The sequence below is a fragment of the Rhizobium sp. R711 genome (assembly GCF_002211365.1).
Classification (GTDB): domain Bacteria; phylum Pseudomonadota; class Alphaproteobacteria; order Rhizobiales; family Rhizobiaceae; genus Rhizobium.
Window position 1 is genome coordinate 41,071 of sequence record NZ_LOKZ01000005.1, and the last position, 19,223, is coordinate 60,293.

A 19,223-nucleotide genomic window follows, 5' to 3' on the forward strand; every position below is an offset into this window, starting at 1 on the left:
TCAAAGAGGGCATTTTTCATTGAGGCTGCGCACAAGAAAGCGACATTCCGCTAGAATCTTAACGATCCGATAAAGGCGAGCTCAACAATTGCCGGGCATGAATTAGGCATTATTGGGGCACTTAACTCAGGTGAGCATGATGAGCACCTTTCAATCGCTGAAGTCGAGCCTGTCTCGGCTGCAGAAGGATCGGCATGGCAATTTCGGGATGGTTACTGCGATCCTGCTACCGATCGCAATAGGAGCCGGCGCGGTCGCGGTTGACGTAACCAACGCTGCGTTGGCGAAGCATCAGTTACAGGAAGCCTCCGACGCGGCGGCACTTGCCACCGCCTCCGCCCTTGCCGAGGGAAAGATCGACACAACGACTGCCTCTGCGTTCGCGAAGGATTTCGTTGCCGGTCAGATGGCAAACTTCATTAGCGACACGACCGCACTCCGGGCCGCCACAACGGCCACAGCGACCAAGACAACGTCCGGGAGTGCTGCAAGCTACAGCGTGAACGTCTCATCGTCTTACAGCATGCAACTCAGCGGCCTTGCGCGGGTCATCGGCTTCCAGACTGCCAACATCGCTACGTCAAGCCAAACAGCAAGCGGCTATTCCGAGAAGCAGGGTTCAGTTTCGATATTCCTGGCTCTCGATAAATCGGGCTCGATGGGCGACTACACAACGACGTCCTACACCTATACCTGCGGTAAAAACCACAATAAGACGTGCACAGCCTACTACACTAAAATTGCAGCCTTGAAGCTCGCGGTCGGTAACTTGACGGCAGAACTCGACAAGGCCGACCCAACGCACATCTATTCCCGCACGGGTGCGGTCTCCTACGATCTCATTACGTATCCGGAAACCAAGCTCGCCTGGGGAACCAGTGCCGTCACGACCTATGTCAACGCGCTCTCGGCGGCCAACGGCACGAATTCCAGCGGCGCGGTGAGCATGGCCTATAACTCGTTGATCGCGAAAAACAACGCCGGCAACGACAGCGAAAACGCTCTGCATCAGGCGAAAACCGGCCAGACGCCCAAGAAATATATTGTCTTCATGACGGACGGTGACAACAACGATGATCCGTCAGGCGGCCGCTCCTATGACACGTTGACGAAGGGCACGTGCGATAAAGCGAAGGGTGATGGCATTGAGATCTACACGGTCGCCTTCATGGCGCCTGAGAACGGCCAGGCGCTGCTGAAGTATTGCGCGACGGATGACAACCACTACTTCAAGGCAGAAAGCATGTCCGATCTTCTCGCTGCCTTTAAAGAGATCGGCGCAAAAGCTTCCGACCAGACGACGCGCCTGATCAACTGATCTCTAGACTATCTCAAGCAACAAGCCGCTCCGGAACAAACCGGAGCGGCTTTTCGTTTGCTTGCAAAAACGCGCGTATCAAAATCGGAAAACCGATTGAAATCAAGCTCTTTCCGCAATGGAACGTCGAGGCTCGTCAATTTTTTCGTTTGGGTAATTCCCTTGTTGCAAGTGCGTTGTAACGATGCATAAACTGCGTCTTTAGTGCGCGGTAAACCGATTGAAATTGGCATAAAGCACTGAAACAGAACAGAATTGGCGAGGACTGACGATGAACACCGTTTCGAAACCGACCATCCCCTCCCCCGCCCCCCGCAGTTCCAAGCCGGAAATTCTCGCTGAAGAAATCATTGAGCGTTTGACCTACCGCATCGGCAAGGATGCGAAGGTCGCCAAGCCTCATGACTGGCTGACTGCCACGATCCTCGTCGTGCGTGACCGCATCATCGACAAGTGGATGGAATCGACCCGCAGGGTCTATGCGACCGGCGACAAGCGCGTCTACTACCTCTCGCTGGAATTCCTCATCGGCCGCCTGATGCGCGATGCCATCTCGAACCTTAATCTGATGGAACAGGTTCGCGACGCACTCGCCTCGCTCGGCGTCGATGTGGCCGTCATCGCTGGCCTCGAGCCCGATGCCGCCCTCGGCAATGGCGGCCTCGGCCGTCTCGCTGCCTGTTTCATGGAAAGCATGGCGACCGTTGAGGTGCCGGCCTATGGCTACGGCATCCGTTATGTACACGGCCTCTTCCGCCAGCAGCTCGCCGACGGCTGGCAGGTCGAGCTGCCGGAGAGCTGGCTGGCGCACGGCAACCCCTGGGAATTCGAGCGTCGCGAAAGCGCCTACGAAATCGGCTTCGGCGGCACGGTCGATGTCGTCAACAATCCCGAGGGCGAGCCGCGCTATGTGTGGAAACCAGCCGAGCGGGTGATTGCCGCGGCCTTCGATACGCCAGTCGTCGGTTGGCGCGGCAAGCGCGTCAACACACTGCGCCTCTGGTCGGCGCAGCCGATCGATCCGATCCTGCTCGATGCCTTCAACGCCGGCGACCATATCGGCGCGCTGCGCGAAAGCAACAAGGCGGAAAGCCTGACGCGCGTTCTCTACCCGGCCGATGCGACGCCGGCCGGCCAGGAGCTGCGCCTGCGCCAGGAGTTCTTTTTCTCCTCCGCGTCGCTGCAGGACATCCTGCGCCGTCACCTGCAGCAATACGATGACTTCACTTCGCTGCCCGACAAGGTGGCGATCCAGCTGAACGATACGCATCCGGCCGTCTCCGTCGCCGAACTGATGCGTCTGCTGTGCGATGTTCACGGCCTCGACTTCGACCAGGCCTGGGACATCACCCGCGGCACGATCGGCTACACCAACCACACGCTCCTTCCCGAAGCGTTGGAAAGCTGGCCGATCCCGCTCTTCGAGCGCCTGCTGCCGCGCCATATGCAGATCATCTACGCGATCAACGCCAAGGTGCTGCTCGAAGCGCGCAAGACCAAGACATTCTCCGAAACCGAAATCCGCTCGATTTCGCTGATCGAGGAAAGCGGCGAACGCCGGGTTCGCATGGGCAATCTTGCCTTCGTCGGCGCCCATTCGATCAACGGCGTTTCGTCATTGCACACCGACCTGATGAAGGTCACGGTGTTTGCCGACCTGCACAAGCTTTATCCCGACCGCATCAACAACAAGACGAACGGCATCACGCCGCGCCGCTGGTTGCAGCAATGCAATCCCGGCCTGACCTCGCTGATCCGCGAGACGATCGGCGACGACTTCCTTGACGATGCCGAAAAGCTGAAGCCCCTCGACAGGTTCGCAAACGATGCGAGCTTCCAGGAGAAGTTTGCTGCGATTAAGCGTGACAACAAGGTGGCCTTGTCCAATCTTGTCGCCAGCCGCATGGGCATCAAGCTCGATCCGTCGGCAATGTTCGATATCCAGATCAAGCGTATCCACGAATACAAGCGCCAGCTGCTCAACATTATCGAGGCCGTCGCCCTCTACGACCAGATACGCTCGCATCCTGAATTGGACTGGGTGCCGCGCGTCAAACTCTTCGCCGGCAAGGCGGCGCCGAGCTATCACAATGCCAAGCTGATCATCAAGCTGATCAACGACGTCGCCCGCACCATCAACAACGATCCGGCCGTCCGCGGTCTCTTGAAGGTCGTGTTCGTACCAAACTACAACGTCTCGCTGGCCGAAGTCATGGTGCCCGCCGCCGACCTGTCCGAACAGATCTCGACGGCTGGCATGGAAGCCTCGGGCACCGGCAACATGAAGTTTGCGCTCAACGGCGCCCTGACGATCGGAACGCTCGACGGTGCCAATGTCGAAATGCGCGATCATGTCGGCGAGGACAACATCATCATCTTCGGTCTGCGCGCCGACGAAGTCGCCGCCGCCCGTGCCGACGGCCACAATCCCCGCGCCATCATAGAGGCGTCGCGTGAACTGTCTCAGGCGCTCCAGGCGATCAGTTCCGGTGTCTTCTCGCACGATGATCGAAACCGATACGCGGCGTTGATCGAGGGCATCTATGCCCATGACTGGTTCATGGTCGCGGCGGATTTCGATGCCTATGCGCAGGCCCAGCGCGATGTCGACCAGCTCTGGGCCGATCCATCAGCGTGGAACGCGAAGGCGATCTGCAACACGGCGCGGATGGGCTGGTTCTCGTCTGACCGCACGATACGGCAATATGCCAAGGAAATCTGGAGAGCCGGATGAAGACGCCGAAAGCCACCCCTGAAGTCAGACTTCCCTGGGAGATTTCGGCAGACGAGATAGCGGCAATCCTCGCAGGCTCGCATTCCAACCCATTCGCCGTTCTCGGCGTTCACAAATCAGGCAGCGCCTACGTCGCCCGGTGCTTCATTCCGGGCGCCGAAGAGGTAACGGCGATGGCGCTCGATGGTAGCGTCATCGGCGAACTGGAGCAGCAGCACCCGGACGGCTTCTTTGCCGGGTCCGTCTCTGTCAACAAGCAAGTGCCGGTTCGCTATCGCGCCCGGCGCGGTGATGCCGAATGGGCGGTGACCGACCCTTACAGCTTCGGACCGGTCCTCGGCCCGATGGATGACTATTACGTGCGGGAAGGCTCGCACCTGCGCCTCTTCGACAAGATGGGTGCGCACTGGATCAAGCACGAGGGCGCGCAGGGCATCCATTTTGCCGTATGGGCGCCGAACGCACAGCGCGTCTCCGTCGTCGGCGATTTCAACGGCTGGGACGGTCGTCGCCATGTGATGCGCTTCCGCTCCAGCGCCGGCATCTGGGAGATCTTTGCACCCGATGTCCCGACCGGGGTGGCCTATAAGTTTGAAATCCGCGGTCACGATAGCGTTCTTCTACCGCTGAAGGCCGACCCATTTGCCCGCCGCAGCGAGCTGCGGCCGAAGACTGCCTCGGTCGCGGCCTCAGAACTGCTGCAGGAGTGGGACGACGAAGCGCATCTGAAGCACTGGAGCGAAACCGACAAGCGCCGTCAGCCGATCTCGATCTACGAGGTTCATGCCGGCTCCTGGCAGCGTCGTGACGACGGCTCGTTCCTCTCCTGGGACGAGCTGGCCTCGCGGTTGATCCCCTATTGCGTCGATATGGGCTTCACCCATATCGAGTTCCTGCCGATTACCGAGCATCCCTACGATCCGTCCTGGGGATACCAGACGACCGGGCTCTATGCCCCGACCGCCCGCTTCGGCGAGCCTGAGGGTTTCGCCCGTTTCGTCAACGGCTGCCACAAGGTGGGCATCGGCGTCATCCTCGATTGGGTGCCCGCCCATTTCCCGACTGACGAACACGGCCTCGGCTGGTTCGACGGCACGGCGCTCTACGAGCATGCCGATCCACGCCAGGGCTTCCACCCGGACTGGAATACGGCGATCTACAATTTCGGGCGCACCGAAGTCGTCTCCTACCTCGTCAACAATGCACTCTATTGGGCCGAGAAGTTCCATCTCGATGGCCTGCGTGTCGATGCCGTCGCCTCGATGCTCTACCTCGATTATTCCCGCAAGCACGGCGAATGGATCCCGAACGAGTACGGCGGCAACGAGAACCTGGAAGCGGTCCGCTTCCTGCAGAACATGAATACCCGCATCTACGCAGAGCATCCCGGCGTCATGACCATCGCCGAGGAATCGACCTCCTGGCCGAAGGTGTCGCAGCCGGTGCACGAAGGCGGCCTCGGCTTCGGCTTCAAGTGGAACATGGGCTTCATGCACGACACGCTCTCCTACATGAGCCGCGATCCCGTGCACCGCAAGCATCACCATAACGAGCTGACCTTCGGCCTGCTCTACGCCTACTCGGAAAACTTCGTGCTGCCGCTCTCGCATGACGAGGTGGTGCACGGAAAGGGCTCGCTGATCGCCAAGATGCCGGGCGACGATTGGCAGAAGTTCGCAAACCTGCGTGCCTACTACGCCTTCATGTGGGGTTACCCTGGCAAGAAGCTGCTTTTCATGGGCCAGGAATTCGCGCAATGGGCCGAATGGAGCGAGGCGAAGTCGCTCGATTGGAACCTGCTGCAGTACCGCATGCACGAGGGAATGCGCCGGCTGGTGCGTGACCTCAACTTCACCTATCGCAGCAAGCCGGCCCTGCACGCCCGCGACTGCGAGGGCGACGGCTTCGAATGGCTGATCGCCGACGACCACGAAAATTCCGTCCTCGCCTGGATCCGCAAGGCACCGGGCGAAAAGCCGGTTGCCGTCATCTGCAATCTGACGCCTGTTTATCGCGAGAATTATTCCGTCCGCCTGCCGACCGAGGGGCGGTGGCGCGAGATCCTGAATACCGATGCCGACATCTACGGCGGCAGCGGCAAGGGCAATGGCGGCCGCGTCCAGGCCGTCAACGCCGGTGGCAACATCGCCGCATCAATCACCTTGCCGCCTCTGGCGACGATCATGCTTGAACCTGAGAACTGAAGACTGGTGGGAGGATAAAAATGGTAGAAAAACGTGTTCAGCCACTTGCCCGTGACGCAATGGCCTATGTTCTCGCCGGCGGCCGGGGGAGCCGCCTGAAGGAACTCACCGATCGCCGCGCCAAGCCGGCAGTCTACTTCGGCGGCAAGACCCGCATCATCGACTTCGCCTTGTCGAACGCCTTGAACTCGGGCATCCGCCGCATCGGCGTCGCGACCCAGTACAAGGCGCACTCGCTGATCCGCCACATGCAGCGCGGCTGGAACTTCTTCCGCCCGGAGCGAAACGAGAGCTTTGACATTCTGCCCGCCTCCCAGCGCGTCTCCGAGACGCAGTGGTACGAAGGCACGGCCGACGCGGTCTACCAGAACATCGACATCATCGAGGATTACGGCGTCGAATACATGGTCATCCTCGCCGGCGACCATGTCTACAAGATGGACTATGAATACATGCTGCAGCAGCACGTCGATTCCGGCGCCGACGTCACGATCGGCTGCCTGGAAGTGCCGCGCATGGAAGCCGTCGGCTTCGGCGTCATGCATGTCGATCAGAACGACCGGATCATCGACTTCATCGAAAAGCCTGCCGACCCGCCGGGCATTCCCGACAAGCCTGAGTTCGCGCTGGCCTCCATGGGCATTTACGTGTTCCATACGAAGTTCCTGATCGATGCGCTGCGCCGCGACGCCGCCGACCCGAACTCCAGCAAGGATTTCGGCAAGGACATCATCCCCTACATCGTCAAGAACGGTAAGGCCGTGGCCCATCGCTTCGCGCAATCCTGCGTCCGCTCCGATTTCGAGCACGAACCTTACTGGCGTGATGTCGGCACCATCGATGCCTACTGGCAGGCCAACATCGACCTGACCGCAGTCGTTCCGGAACTGGATATCTACGACAAGTCCTGGCCGATCTGGACCTACGCTGAAATCCTGCCGCCGGCGAAGTTCGTCCACGACGATGAAGACCGCCGCGGCTCTGCCACGTCCTCCGTCGTCGCGGGCGACTGCATCATATCGGGCGCGACACTCAACAAGAGCCTCCTGTTCACCGGCGTGCGCGCCAACTCTTATTCCAAGCTGGAGGGAGCGGTCGTCCTGCCGAGCGTCAAGATCGGCCGGCATGCACAGCTCAAGAACGTGGTAATCGACCATGGCGTGGTGATCCCGGAAGGCCTCATCGTCGGTGAGGACCCGGTCCTTGACGCCAAGCGTTTCCGTCGCAGCGAAGGCGGCATTTGCCTCATCACGCAGCCAATGATCGACAAGCTGGGTCTGTGACCGATGAAAGTTCTTTCGGTTTCGTCCGAAGTCTTCCCACTTATCAAGACAGGGGGCCTCGCCGATGTGGCGGGCGCCCTGCCGATCGCGCTCAAGCGTTTCGGCGTCGAAACCAAGACACTCATGCCCGGCTATCCGGCGGTCATGAAGGCGATCCGCAATCCAGTCGTCAGGCTTCAATTCGACGATCTGCTCGGCGAGCCGGCCACGGTGCTGGAAGTGGAGCATGCCGGCATAAGCATGCTGGTGCTCGACGCCCCTGCCTATTACGACAGGTCAGGCGGTCCTTATCTCGACGCGACCGGGAGGGATTACCCTGACAATTGGCGCCGTTTTGCGGCACTGTCCCTTGCCGGAGCCGAGATTGCCGCAGGCTTGATGCCGGGCTGGCGGCCGGACCTCGTGCATACGCATGATTGGCAGTCGGCGATGACCTCAGTCTACATGCGCTACAACCCGACGCCGGAATTGCCGAGTGTACTGACGATCCACAACATCGCGTTCCAGGGGCAGTTCGGCGCTGATATCTTTCCCGGCCTTCGCCTGCCGCCGCACGCCTTCGCGACGGAAAGCATCGAGTATTACGGCAACATCGGCTTCCTCAAGGGCGGCCTGCAGACCGTTCATGCCATCACCACCGTCAGCCCTTCCTACGCCGGCGAGATCCTGACCCCGGAGTTCGGCATGGGTCTCCAGGGTGTCATCGCAAGCCGAATCGATTCGCTGCACGGCATCGTCAATGGCATCGACACGGATGTCTGGAACCCGTCGACCGATCCCGTTGTCCACACGCATTACAACGGCGCCACCTTGAAAAGTCGCTTCGAAAACCGCACCTCGGTCGCCGAGTTCTTCGGACTGCACAACGACAATGCGCCGATCTTCTGCATTATCAGCCGGCTCACCTGGCAGAAGGGAATGGACGTCATCGCCGCCACTGCCGACCAGATCGTCGACATGGGCGGCAAGCTTGCGATCCTCGGATCAGGAGACGCGGCGCTCGAAGGTTCGCTGCTCGCCGCCGCCGCCCGTCATCCCGGGCGGATCGGCGTTTCCATCGGCTACAACGAGCCGATGTCGCACCTCATGCAGGCCGGCTGCGACGCCATCATCATCCCATCGCGCTTCGAACCCTGCGGGCTGACGCAGCTTTACGGCTTGCGCTACGGATGCGTGCCGATCGTTGCCCGCACCGGCGGGTTGAACGATACGGTCATCGACGCCAACCATGCCGCGCTTGCGGCGAAAGTGGCAACCGGGATACAATTCTCGCCTGTGACGGCATCAGGCCTGTTGCAGGCCATTCGCCGTGCGCTACATCTCTACGCCGATCAAAAAGTCTGGACCCAATTGCAAAAGCAGGGCATGAAATCGGATGTCTCGTGGGAAAAGAGCGCCGAGCGCTACGCTGCCCTCTATTCAAGCCTCGCCCCCAAAGGCAAGTGAGAGAAAATGATAAAATCCGTATCCACTAAGCCCTACCAGGATCAGAAGCCCGGCACGTCTGGCCTGCGAAAGAAGGTTCCGGTATTCCAGCAACCGAACTATGCCGAGAACTTCATCCAGTCGATCTTCGACTCATTGGAAGGGTTCCAGGGCAAGTGCCTCGTCATCGGCGGCGACGGACGCTACTACAACAGGGAAGTTATCCAAAAGGCGATCAAGATGGCCGCCGCCAATGGCTTTGGCAAGGTCATCGTCGGCAAGGGCGGCATCCTGTCGACCCCGGCAGCCTCCCATATCATCCGCAAATACAAAGCCTTTGGCGGCATCATTCTGTCGGCCAGCCATAATCCCGGCGGTCCGACGGAAGATTTCGGCATCAAGTACAACATCGGCAATGGCGGCCCGGCACCGGAAAAGATTACCGACGCCATCTATGCGCGCACCAAGGTGATCGATACCTACAAAATCGCCGATTTCCCGGACGTGAACCTTGATCGCATCGGCAAGGACGAACTGCCCGGCGGCATGATTCTCTCGGTGCTCGATTCGGTGGAAGACTATACAGCGCTCATGGAAGAGCTGTTTGACTTCCCCGCGATCCGCAACCTCATCAGCCTTGGCTTCCGCATCGCCTTCGATGCAATGAGCGCCGTCACCGGCCCCTATGCCAAGGAAATCTTCGAAAACCGCCTCGGCGCCCCGTCAGGCTCGGTCCGCAATTTCATGCCGCTGCCCGATTTCGGCGGCCATCATCCGGACCCGAACCCGGTTCACTGTAAGGAACTCTATGACGAGATGATGGGCGATGATGCGCCCGATTTCGGAGCGGCATCCGACGGCGATGGCGACCGCAACCTTATCATCGGCCGTGACATCTTCGTCACGCCGTCCGACAGCCTTGCGATCCTCGCTGCCAACGCCAACCTGGCGCCCGGCTATTCCGGCGGCCTGGCCGGCATCGCCCGCTCCATGCCGACCTCGGGTGCGGCGGATCGTGTCGCTGAGCGCCGTGGCATTGGCATGTACGAGACGCCGACCGGTTGGAAATTCTTCGGCAACCTGCTCGACGCCGGCATGGCGACGATCTGCGGCGAGGAAAGCGCCGGCACCGGCTCCAACCATGTGCGCGAGAAGGACGGCCTCTGGGCGGTTCTGCTCTGGCTGAACATTCTGGCGGTCCGCGGCGAGAGCGTCCAGGACATCGTCACCCAGCACTGGCAGACCTACGGCCGCAACTACTACTCGCGCCACGACTACGAAGGCGTGGATACGGACGCAGCAAACGGCCTGATTGCTAACCTGCGCAGCCAGCTTGCTTCGCTGCCGGGCCAAACCTTCGGCCCGCTAAAGATCGAGAAGGCGGATGATTTCGCCTATCACGACCCGGTCGACAAGTCCGTCAGCGAGCATCAGGGCATTCGCATCCTGTTCGAAGGCGGCTCACGCGTCGTCTTCCGCCTTTCAGGAACGGGAACGTCGGGCGCCACCTTGCGCGTCTATCTGGAGCGGTACGAGCCGGATTCCACCCGCCACAATATCGAGACACAGCAAGCGCTCGCCGATATTATCGCTGCCGCCGAGACCATCGCGGATATCCGCAGCCGCACAGGCCGTGATGCTCCTTCCGTGATTACCTGACCGGAACGGCATGGCGGCGAGCAAATCCGGGCAAGGCGGAGCAACCATCTTCGAGACCGGCGTTGATTTCGCCGTCTGGTCGCATAATGCCGGACAGATCGAATTGTGTCTGTTCGGCGACGATGACAAGGAACTGGTTCGCCTGCCGATGGAACGGGGCGATGACCATGTGCATCGCCTCTTCGTCGACGGATTGAAGGAAGGCGCGCGGTATGGCTACCGCGCCGATGGCGTTTATGCGCCCGACAGCGGTCTTTGGTTCGACCCATCGAAACTGCTGGTCGATCCGTACGCTAAGGAGCTTGATCGCCCGTTCCACTACGATCCCCTTCTCGGCACTTTTGGCGCCGAAACGCAGCATCTCGTGCCCAAGGCGATTGTCACCCGCGACATCAGCGTGAAGCCGGCAAAGCCGCTCTTCAAGCCCGGCGGCTTCATCTACGAGGTCGCTGTCCGACCTTTTACTATCCTGAATCCGGATATTCCCGAAGCCCAGCGCGGCACGGTCGCGGCTCTGGCGCATCCCTCGGTGATTGCCCATCTCAAGCGCATCGGCGTCGATGCCGTCGAACTCATGCCGATCACCGCCTGGATCGACGAACGCCATCTGCCGCCGCTAGGCCTCAGAAACGGTTGGGGTTACAACCCCGTCGCCTTCATGGCGCTCGACCCGCGGCTCGTGCCTGGCGGCATGGCGGAGTTACGAGAGACGGTCACAAAGCTCCGCGCCGAAGGCATTGCTGTTATCCTCGATCTCGTCTTCAACCACACCGGCGAAAGCGATCGCTTCGGCACGACGCTGTCGCTGCGTGGCCTCGACAACCTCTCCTTCTTTCGCCATCTCCCCGGCCGGCCAGGCGAACTGGTCAATGATACCGGAACGGGCAACACCGTCGCCTGCGATCACCCCTATGTCAGGCAGCTGATCGTCGACAGCCTTCGGCATTTCGTGCTCGGCGCCGGGATCGACGGCTTTCGTTTTGACCTCGCCCCTGTCATTGGCCGCACCGCAAACGGCTTCGAAGCACATGGGGAAACGCTGACCGCGATGCTCGCCGACGACATCCTGGCCGATCGCCTGATGATCGCCGAACCCTGGGACATCGGCCCCGGCGGCTATCAGCTTGGCAATTTCCCGGCCCCCTTCCTCGAATGGAACGACCGCATGCGCGACGACGTCAGGTGCTACTGGCGCGGCGATGATTGGAAAACAGGACCATTGGCGACTGCGCTTGCGGGATCCTCCGATATCTTTGGCCGCAATGGCGGAAAGGCGACGCGCAGCGTCAACTTCCTCGCTGCCCATGATGGATTCACGCTGAACGATCTCGTCTCTTACCGCGGCAAGCACAACGAGGCGAACGGGGAAGAAAACCGCGACGGTCACAACGAGAATCACTCTTGGAATAATGGCGTCGAAGGCGAAACCCGCTACCCCGACATCATCCGCCGGCGCCGCGACGACCTGAAGGCGCTTCTCTCGACGCTCTTTGCCACCCGCGGCAGCGTCATGCTGACAGCAGGCGACGAGGCTGGCCGCACCCAACGCGGCAACAACAATGCCTATTGCCAGGACAATGAGATCACCTGGGTCGACTGGGCAGTGCTCGATGATGAACTTGTCGCCCATACGGCCTTCGTCTCCAGCCTGCGCAAACGCTTTTCCGCCTTCTCCGAGATGGACTTCCTCAGCGGTAACGGCGACGTCGAATGGATATCGCCTTCCGGCCAGCCGATGAGCGTACAGGACTGGGAGACGCCGAACTTTTCCACGCTCGGAATGCTGCTTTCGACGCGCGATGGCCAAACCAACAAGGCTACGCGGCTGGCGGTTCTCTTCAATCGCTCGGGCGGCGAGGAGATCTTCACATTACCTGGACCGTCCTTGTGGCGGCCTCTCGTCCCCGATGCGCCGAAGAAACCCGCAACTTCCGCCATCGTGCCGCGCCGCTCGGTTGCTTTCTATCTCGAAAGTTGATCCGACGGGCTCCCGCCTGCAATTCCTTGTCGCAATCGTCACAATCCCATTGTAAGGCTTGCGGAGCCGCTTTCTCATGGGGAATCAATGGCCAAGGAAATTTCGCTCGCGGATGTGCAAGGGCTGGTCGGCACTGAAACCGGCCTCTCGGACTGGATTGTCGTCGATCAGGCGATGATCGATGCGTTTGCGCATGCAACCAACGATCATCAGTTTATCCACGTCGATCCAGAGCGCGCTGCCAACAGTCCCTTCGGCGGCACCATCGCCCATGGCTTCCTTACGTTGTCGCTGCTTTCGGCCATGAACTACAACGGCCTGCCCAAAGTGCGCGAGCAGACGATGGGCATAAACTACGGCTTCGAGAACGTCCGCTTCCTGTCGCCGGTCAAATCGGGGGCGCGCATCCGCGGCCACTTTGTCCTCGCCGAAGCCCGCTTCCGCGGCGCCGGCATGCTGATGACGACCTATGACGTCTCGATCGAGATCGAGAACGAAAGGAAGCCGGCCCTCTCTGCGCGCTGGATCACCATCATCCAGTTCGACCCCAAGGATCGGCCTGACGACGCCTAGACCTTATGCTCACCGGCTTCGGTGGGCGACGTCGAACGCAACGCTATGGCGCACCGTTGATTTCAACGATGTTGCGATCGGGATCAAGCAGATAGGCTTGCGGAAATCCCGCCGGCCCGTCGCGCCTGAGACGCAGCCGCCAGGGATCGCCCTCTGGGGCATCCTCGCGAAAACCCTTCGCAATCAGCCCCTGGATACATCCCTCAAAATCATCGGTACGGAACGCGAAATGCCCGTCGGTCGTGTCGATGGTCGCCGCATGCCGGAAGGTCCCGGCCGGGTTGACGATCATGTGGATCTGCAGTGCGCCGCAGGCGAACCACGCTCCAACGGAGCTGAACGGCGGCCGCGCGATCCGTTCGAGGCCGAAGACGTCACGATAGAAGGCGACCGAACGGTCGAGATCCGTGACGACAATGGAAACGTGATGCAGCATCATCAAAGACACCCCGCCCTGCAACTGCGCTCCGATAAAGAGCGCACGCTAGGGTGGATGATGCATGAGTGAGGGCAGTCCTGCAACGCAAAGACGATCGGGAACGGCACCAGAGCACCGTCCCCGACCGGAAATTGCAAGTTGGCAGCGCTTAGTGCGCCGCGTCTTCCGCGCCCTCGGCCAGCAGGCCGAAAACGAAATCGGCAAACGAACGCCAGCACTCGACGCGGAACGTATCGCCCTCGGTGCGGAAGAGCACGATCTCCGCCTTTCCGAATAGCGTGCGCGAGCAGGCGCCGACCGGAAAGACCTCGAGCGACAGATCCTGCGGGCAACCCGCGGAAATCGTCGCCTCGGCCCCGGGACCGGAGACGATGATCGCGACGTTGCGATGCGAGACGTCGGTTGCCGAATGCAACACGCCTGACTTCGCGAGCGCACCCATAAGGTCTGCGCCGGACTCGTCGATGACAAGCCATTCATCCGGGCCGAGCCAGAGGGCGGCACGGCCACCCTTGCGGCCCGACGTCTTCGGGGAAGCCGGGACCGTGACGCCGAGCGCGGAGGAAAGAGCCTTGAGCGACTCCCCTGGTGCGCGAAGCGCCACGCGGGTCGCCGCTGGTGCCGGCGTCAGCCGCACCGTGGCCGAGCCACCGTGGCGACCAGAAAGCACAGACTTGCGAACTGCCGTATCAGCCATTGATGCGGCCTCCTTCCTTGTCAAAGAACACCATGTCAGTCACCTCGACGGCGATCGTCTTGTCGGGCATCGGCACGTAGAGCGTCTCGCCCATTCGCTTGCGGCCGTCGGCGACCAACGCGAAGGCGATCGATCGCCCAAGATTTTCCGACCAATAGGACGAGGTGACGTGGCCGAGCATCGTCATCGGCTTCGGCTCATTCGGGTTGGCGACGATCTGCGCGCCCTCTTCGAGTACGAGGTTCGGATCCTTGGTGACGAGACCGACAAGCTGCTTGCGGCCTTCCTTCACCAGATCCGGGCGCTTCAGCCCGCGAATGCCGACGAAATCCGTCTTCTTCTTGGAGACCGCCCAGGAGAGACCGGCATCGTCAGGCGTGACGGTACCATCCGTGTCCTGACCGACGATGATATAGCCCTTCTCGGCGCGAAGAACGTGCATCGTCTCGGTGCCGTAGAAGCAGGCGCCGAGCGGCTCGGCATTGGCCCAGACGGCCTCGAGAACCGACTGGCCGTAATCGGCCGGCACGTTGATTTCGAAGCCGGTTTCGCCGGTGAACGACACGCGGAAGAGACGCGCCGGAACGCCCATGACCGTGCACTCGGCAACGCTCATATGCGGGAAGGCTTCGTTCGAGATATCGACGCCCTCGACCAGCGGCGCGATGATCTCGCGCGCCTTCGGCCCCTGTACGGCGATAACAGCCCACTGCTCGGTCACCGAAGTCAGCCACACCTTCAGATGCGGGAATTCGGTCTGCAGATAGTCTTCCATGTGGTGGAGAACGCGCGGCGCACCGCCCGTCGTCGTCGTCACGTGGAAGCGATCGTCGGCCAGACGCCCGACGACGCCGTCGTCATAAACGAAGCCGTCCTCGCGGGTCATGATCCCGTAGCGGCACTTGCCGGGCTTCAGCGTGTCCCAGGCGTTGGTGTACATCAGGTTCATGAACGCGGCGGCATCGGGGCCGACGACTTCGATCTTGCCGAGCGTCGAGGCATCGAATACGCCGGCGACATCGCGCGCCGTCTTGCATTCGCGAGCGACCGCCTTATGCATCGTCTCGCCGGCGCGCGGATAGAACCAGGCACGCTTCCAGTTGCCGACGTCCTCGAACACGGCGCCATGGGCTTCTTCCCACTGGTGCAGCGGCGTCTTGCGGGCCGGATCGAACAGATCGCCACGCGAATGGGCGATCAGCGTGCCGTAGGTAACAGGTGTATAGGGCGCGCGGAAGGTGGTGAGACCGACCTGCGGGATCTCCTTACCGAGCATTTCGGCGGCGATCGCCAGGCCGTGCATGTTGGAGAGCTTGCCCTGGTCGGACGCCATGCCGTTCGTCGTGAAGCGCTTGATGTGCTCGATCGAGTGCATGCCTTCGCGAACGGCAAGGCGGATATCCTTGGCGCAGACGTCGTGCTGGAAATCGATGAACGCCTTGGCGCTGGTCTCCGGACCCGCACCCTCGGCGGCGCCGATCATGCCGCCGGTCCACTGATGCGCCTGCTCTGCCGAGATGCTGATCTTGCCGCCGGATGGTTTGCCTGCTGCCTGCGCCATCAGCTCGCCTGCCGCCAGCGATTCCTCGATCGTCTGCTGCAGATCGTCCGTGCCGTTGCAGGCGCCGACGGAAAGGCAATCCTGCGCATAGGTTCCGGGCAGGAAGCGTTGCGTTTCCGGCTCGAAGGCCACCTTGCCGCGCGACTGCGAGAACAGGTGCACCGATGGCGTCCAGCCAGCCGAGACCAGCAGCGCGTCGACCGCGATCTTGCGCGGCGAGCCGCCGCCGTTGCGGGCAACCGTCATCGACGAGATGCGCAGCTTGCCAGCAGTGTTGACCACGGACTGACCGGCGAGAACGTCGATGCCGAGCGAACGGGCTTCCGCCAGAACCGCCGCACCTGGCGTCTGCCGGCAATCGACGATTGCGGCGATCTCGACACCTGATCGCTTCAGGTCGAAGGCCGCCTCATAAGCCGAGTCATGCGCCGTGTAGACGCCGACCTTCTGGCCGACGGCAACGCCGTACTGGTTAAGATACATGCGCGCGGCCGACGCCAGCATGATGCCCGGACGGTCGTTGTTCGGGAACACCATATGACGTTCGATCGCGCCATTGGCGAGAATGACACGCTTGGCGCGCAACTGCCAGAGACGCTCGCGCGGCAGGTGACGGCTCGGGTTTGCGACATGGTCGGTCACGCGCTCGGCGAGACCGACGAAGTTGTGATTGTAGTAGCCGAAAGCGGTGGTGCGGGTGAGAACCTGCACGTTCTTCATCGCCTTCAGCGTGGCAGCCGTTTTCTGCGCCCACTCGTAGCCGTCGAGGCCGTCGATCTTCACGCCGCTGTCATAGCGCAGCGCGCCGCCGACATCGGCCTGCTCGTCGCAGAGGATCACCTTGGCGCCAGCCTGCGCCGCCGCAAGTGCTGCCGAAAGACCGGCAACGCCGGCACCGACGACCAGCACGTCGCAATGCGCGTAGCGGCCAGCATAGTGGTCCGGATCGGCTTCCTTCGGCGCGACGCCGAGGCCGGCCGCCCGACGGATCATCGGCTCGTAAACATGCTTCCAGGCCGCCTTCGGCCACATGAATGTCTTGTAGTAAAAGCCTGCGGCAAAGAAGGGCGACATCAGGTTGTTGATGCCGCCGATATCGAAGGAGAGTGACGGAAAGCGGTTCTGCGATTCGACGATCATGCCGTCGAAAACTTCCTGCACCGTTGCACGCACGTTCGGCTGCTTGCGGGCGCTGTCGCGCGCCACGTCGATCAGCGCGTTCGGCTCCTCGGCACCGGCCGACAGGATGCCACGTGGGCGGTGATACTTAAACGAGCGGCCGACCAGATGGATGTTGTTGGCGATCAGCGCCGAGGCGACGGTATCGCCCTCGAGCGCCGTATAGCTCTTGCCGTCGAAGGTGAAGCGCGCGGTTCTGGCCGGCGTCAGACGGCCCTTGCCTGCAATACGGTTCGTGCCGCTCATTGTGCCTCTCCTTCGAGCTGTTCGTAGGTCTCGACGGGAGCATGCGGAACGGCGGCCTCGCCGATCGTGGGCTTCGGCTCGCCTGCCTTGTATGTCTTGATGAACTTGTCGCTGATGGTATCGCGCGCCGCATTGAAGAAACGGCCGCATCCGTGCTGGTGACGCCAGCGTTCGAAGATAAGCCCCTTCGGGTTGTCGCGTAGGAAGAAATATTCCTCGAACGCCTCGTCGGAGATGTCGGCGATATTGGTCGGGCGGGCGATGTGGGCATCGCCGGCGCCGCGGAATTCGAGCTCGGAACGCTCTTCCTGACAGTATGGGCAGTAGATAAGAAGCATGGTGTCCTCGTGTCAGTGCGCGACGGCGGCAGCGGCGGCTTCGTCGATCAGACGGCCGGTGCGGAAGCGGTCCAGCGTCAGGCCGGCATTGAACTTGTGCGCCTCATCGCGGGCGATGAGGTGCGCGAAGAGATTGGCCGAGCCCGGCGTCGCCTTGAAGCCGCCGGTGCCCCAGCCGCAATTGACGTAGAGCCCCGGAACCGGCGTCTTCGACTGGATGGCCGAACGGTCCGGCGTGTTGTCGACGATACCGCCCCACTGGCGCATCATCTTGACCCGGCGGAACATCGGGAAGAGCTCGCAGATGGCATCGAGCGTATGCGTGATGATCTGCAGGCCACCGGTCTGGCTGTAGGAATTGTACTGGTCGGTGCCGGCGCCGATGACGAGCTCGCCCTTGTCGGACTGCGAGATATAGGCATGCACCGTGTTGGACATGACCACGCAGGGGAAGATCGGCTTCAGCGGTTCGGAGACCAGCGCCTGCAGCGGGCTCGATTGCAGCGGCACACGCACATCGGCCATCTTCATGACGGTGGTCGTGTGGCCGGCCGCCGAAACGCCGACCTTCTTGGCGCCGATGAAGCCGCGGGACGTCTCGACACCGGTGACGCGCCCGTCGGGGCCGCGGCGGATGCCGGTCACTTCGCAGTTCTGGATGATGTGGACGCCGCGATCGGACGCCGCACGCGCATAGCCCCAGGCGACAGCATCGTGACGCGCCGTGCCGCCGCGGCGCTGCAATGCCGCGCCATTGATCGGATAGCGGGCGCTGGCGGAGATATCGAGCGGCGGACAATAAGCTTTCGCCTGCTCCGGCGTCAGCCATTCGTTGTCGATGCCGTAGAGGCGGTTGGCATGGATGTGGCGCTTGAAGGACTGCTGATCGTGCACATTATGCGACAGCATCATCACGCCGCGCGGCGAATACATGACATTGTAGTTGAGATCCTGCGAGAGGTTCTCCCAGAGCTTCATCGAATGCTCGTAGATGTGCATGCTCTCTTCATAGAGATAGTTCGAGCGGATGATGGTCGTGTTGCGGCCGGTATTGCCGCCGCCGAGCCAGCCCTTTTCGAGCACCGCGACATTGGTAATGCCATGCTCCTTGGCGAGATAATAGGCAGCGCCCAGGCCATGTCCGCCGCCACCGATGATGATGACGTCGTATTCGGCGCGCGGCTCCGGCGAAGTCCATTGCTTCTCCCAGCCCTTATGGCCCCTCAGAGCCTCTCGTGCCACGGCAAAAACCGAGTATCTGCGCATCCGCCTTCATCTCCTTCAAGGGAAAGGTCCCTTCTCGTCGGCCATACAAATCGCAAATCCAAATGCGGCACAACGTTTCTTTTGCGACGTGGACCGGCTTTTGTTTTGACACTCGGTAAGAATGAACAAGGTTGGCCATTCTGTTCGAAGCCAAGCCCCACCCCACAGCCAAGCCGGGGCGGCCCCGCGATGGCTTACAGCCTCACCATCCTTATTATTTTAGAGGGTTTGCACTTACAATTTTTGAGCCCATAGTTCTTGCGCTGCATAGGCGTCTTTGCGCGTTGAGGGTCTCGCGTCTGCAGCAACGGGAGCATTCATAA

At 61.3% G+C, this 19,223-nt stretch carries 13 protein-coding genes; 8 read left to right on the top strand and 5 right to left on the bottom strand.

Annotated features, from left to right (window positions below; genetic code table 11):
- Positions 1-139: 139 nt before the first annotated feature.
- The 8 genes from ATY80_RS08965 to ATY80_RS09000 all read left to right on the top strand — a co-directional run bounded on the left by ATY80_RS08965 (position 140) and on the right by ATY80_RS09000 (position 13,174).
- Positions 140-1,318 carry a TadE/TadG family type IV pilus assembly protein gene (locus ATY80_RS08965; RefSeq protein WP_088692091.1) on the top strand — a complete coding sequence of 393 codons (1,179 nt, stop codon included), beginning with the start codon at positions 140-142 and terminating at the stop codon, positions 1,316-1,318.
- 271 nt (positions 1,319-1,589) lie between these two features.
- Positions 1,590-4,052: a glycogen/starch/alpha-glucan phosphorylase gene (locus ATY80_RS08970; protein ID WP_088692092.1), complete on the top strand. Its 2,463-nt coding sequence runs from the start codon at positions 1,590-1,592 to the stop codon at positions 4,050-4,052.
- Entirely contained in the window at positions 4,049-6,256 is a 2,208-nt protein-coding gene (gene glgB / locus ATY80_RS08975) for a 1,4-alpha-glucan branching protein GlgB (RefSeq protein ID WP_088692093.1), read from the top strand. The genes ATY80_RS08970 and glgB overlap by 4 nt, the downstream gene beginning before the upstream one ends.
- A gap of 20 nt (positions 6,257-6,276) precedes the next feature.
- Positions 6,277-7,539: a glucose-1-phosphate adenylyltransferase gene (gene glgC / locus ATY80_RS08980; RefSeq protein WP_088692094.1), complete on the top strand. Its 1,263-nt coding sequence runs from the start codon at positions 6,277-6,279 to the stop codon at positions 7,537-7,539.
- Positions 7,540-7,542: 3 nt separating this feature from the next.
- Positions 7,543-8,985, top strand: coding sequence for a glycogen synthase GlgA (glgA, locus tag ATY80_RS08985; protein WP_088692095.1), 1,443 nt, complete (start codon positions 7,543-7,545; stop codon positions 8,983-8,985).
- 6 nt (positions 8,986-8,991) lie between these two features.
- Positions 8,992-10,623, top strand: coding sequence for an alpha-D-glucose phosphate-specific phosphoglucomutase (locus ATY80_RS08990; protein WP_088692096.1), 1,632 nt, complete (start codon positions 8,992-8,994; stop codon positions 10,621-10,623).
- A 10-nt stretch (positions 10,624-10,633) separates the two neighbouring features.
- Positions 10,634-12,601 (top strand): glycogen debranching protein GlgX, encoded by a 1,968-nt coding sequence (gene glgX / locus ATY80_RS08995; RefSeq protein ID WP_088692097.1) that lies wholly within the window; start codon positions 10,634-10,636, stop codon positions 12,599-12,601.
- An 87-nt stretch (positions 12,602-12,688) separates the two neighbouring features.
- Positions 12,689-13,174 (top strand): MaoC family dehydratase, encoded by a 486-nt coding sequence (locus ATY80_RS09000; protein ID WP_088692098.1) that lies wholly within the window; start codon positions 12,689-12,691, stop codon positions 13,172-13,174.
- A 43-nt stretch (positions 13,175-13,217) separates the two neighbouring features.
- Here ATY80_RS09000 and ATY80_RS09005 read toward each other — a convergent pair whose 3' ends face one another.
- The 5 genes from ATY80_RS09005 to ATY80_RS09025 all read right to left on the bottom strand — a co-directional run bounded on the left by ATY80_RS09005 (position 13,218) and on the right by ATY80_RS09025 (position 18,900).
- Positions 13,218-13,613: a VOC family protein gene (locus ATY80_RS09005; protein ID WP_088692099.1), complete on the bottom strand. Its 396-nt coding sequence runs from the start codon at positions 13,611-13,613 to the stop codon at positions 13,218-13,220.
- 148 nt (positions 13,614-13,761) lie between these two features.
- Positions 13,762-14,310 (bottom strand): sarcosine oxidase subunit gamma, encoded by a 549-nt coding sequence (locus ATY80_RS09010; RefSeq protein ID WP_088692100.1) that lies wholly within the window; start codon positions 14,308-14,310, stop codon positions 13,762-13,764.
- The gene (locus tag ATY80_RS09015) at positions 14,303-17,296 is read right to left on the bottom strand and encodes a sarcosine oxidase subunit alpha (protein WP_088692101.1); all 2,994 of its coding nucleotides are present in this window, start codon (positions 17,294-17,296) and stop codon (positions 14,303-14,305) included. Before ATY80_RS09015 ends, ATY80_RS09010 begins: the two co-directional genes overlap by 8 nt.
- Positions 17,293-17,634 (bottom strand): sarcosine oxidase subunit delta, encoded by a 342-nt coding sequence (locus ATY80_RS09020; protein WP_018856591.1) that lies wholly within the window; start codon positions 17,632-17,634, stop codon positions 17,293-17,295. The genes ATY80_RS09015 and ATY80_RS09020 overlap by 4 nt, the downstream gene beginning before the upstream one ends.
- Positions 17,635-17,646: 12 nt before the next feature.
- Positions 17,647-18,900 (bottom strand): sarcosine oxidase subunit beta family protein, encoded by a 1,254-nt coding sequence (locus ATY80_RS09025; protein ID WP_037133489.1) that lies wholly within the window; start codon positions 18,898-18,900, stop codon positions 17,647-17,649.
- Positions 18,901-19,223: the final 323 nt, after the last annotated feature.

Bases quoted from the DNA above. Each gene is read 5' to 3' on its own strand.
- ATY80_RS08965 (WP_088692091.1), top strand. From the start codon at position 140: ATGAGCACCTTTCAATCGCTGAAGTCGAGCCTGTCTCGGCTGCAGAAG.
- ATY80_RS08970 (WP_088692092.1), top strand. From the start codon at position 1,590: ATGAACACCGTTTCGAAACCGACCATCCCCTCCCCCGCCCCCCGCAGT.
- glgB (WP_088692093.1), top strand. From the start codon at position 4,049: ATGAAGACGCCGAAAGCCACCCCTGAAGTCAGACTTCCCTGGGAGATT.
- glgC (WP_088692094.1), top strand. From the start codon at position 6,277: ATGGTAGAAAAACGTGTTCAGCCACTTGCCCGTGACGCAATGGCCTAT.
- glgA (WP_088692095.1), top strand. From the start codon at position 7,543: ATGAAAGTTCTTTCGGTTTCGTCCGAAGTCTTCCCACTTATCAAGACA.
- ATY80_RS08990 (WP_088692096.1), top strand. From the start codon at position 8,992: ATGATAAAATCCGTATCCACTAAGCCCTACCAGGATCAGAAGCCCGGC.
- glgX (WP_088692097.1), top strand. From the start codon at position 10,634: ATGGCGGCGAGCAAATCCGGGCAAGGCGGAGCAACCATCTTCGAGACC.
- ATY80_RS09000 (WP_088692098.1), top strand. From the start codon at position 12,689: ATGGCCAAGGAAATTTCGCTCGCGGATGTGCAAGGGCTGGTCGGCACT.
- ATY80_RS09005 (WP_088692099.1), bottom strand. From the start codon at position 13,613: ATGATGCTGCATCACGTTTCCATTGTCGTCACGGATCTCGACCGTTCG.
- ATY80_RS09010 (WP_088692100.1), bottom strand. From the start codon at position 14,310: ATGGCTGATACGGCAGTTCGCAAGTCTGTGCTTTCTGGTCGCCACGGT.
- ATY80_RS09015 (WP_088692101.1), bottom strand. From the start codon at position 17,296: ATGAGCGGCACGAACCGTATTGCAGGCAAGGGCCGTCTGACGCCGGCC.
- ATY80_RS09020 (WP_018856591.1), bottom strand. From the start codon at position 17,634: ATGCTTCTTATCTACTGCCCATACTGTCAGGAAGAGCGTTCCGAGCTC.
- ATY80_RS09025 (WP_037133489.1), bottom strand. From the start codon at position 18,900: ATGCGCAGATACTCGGTTTTTGCCGTGGCACGAGAGGCTCTGAGGGGC.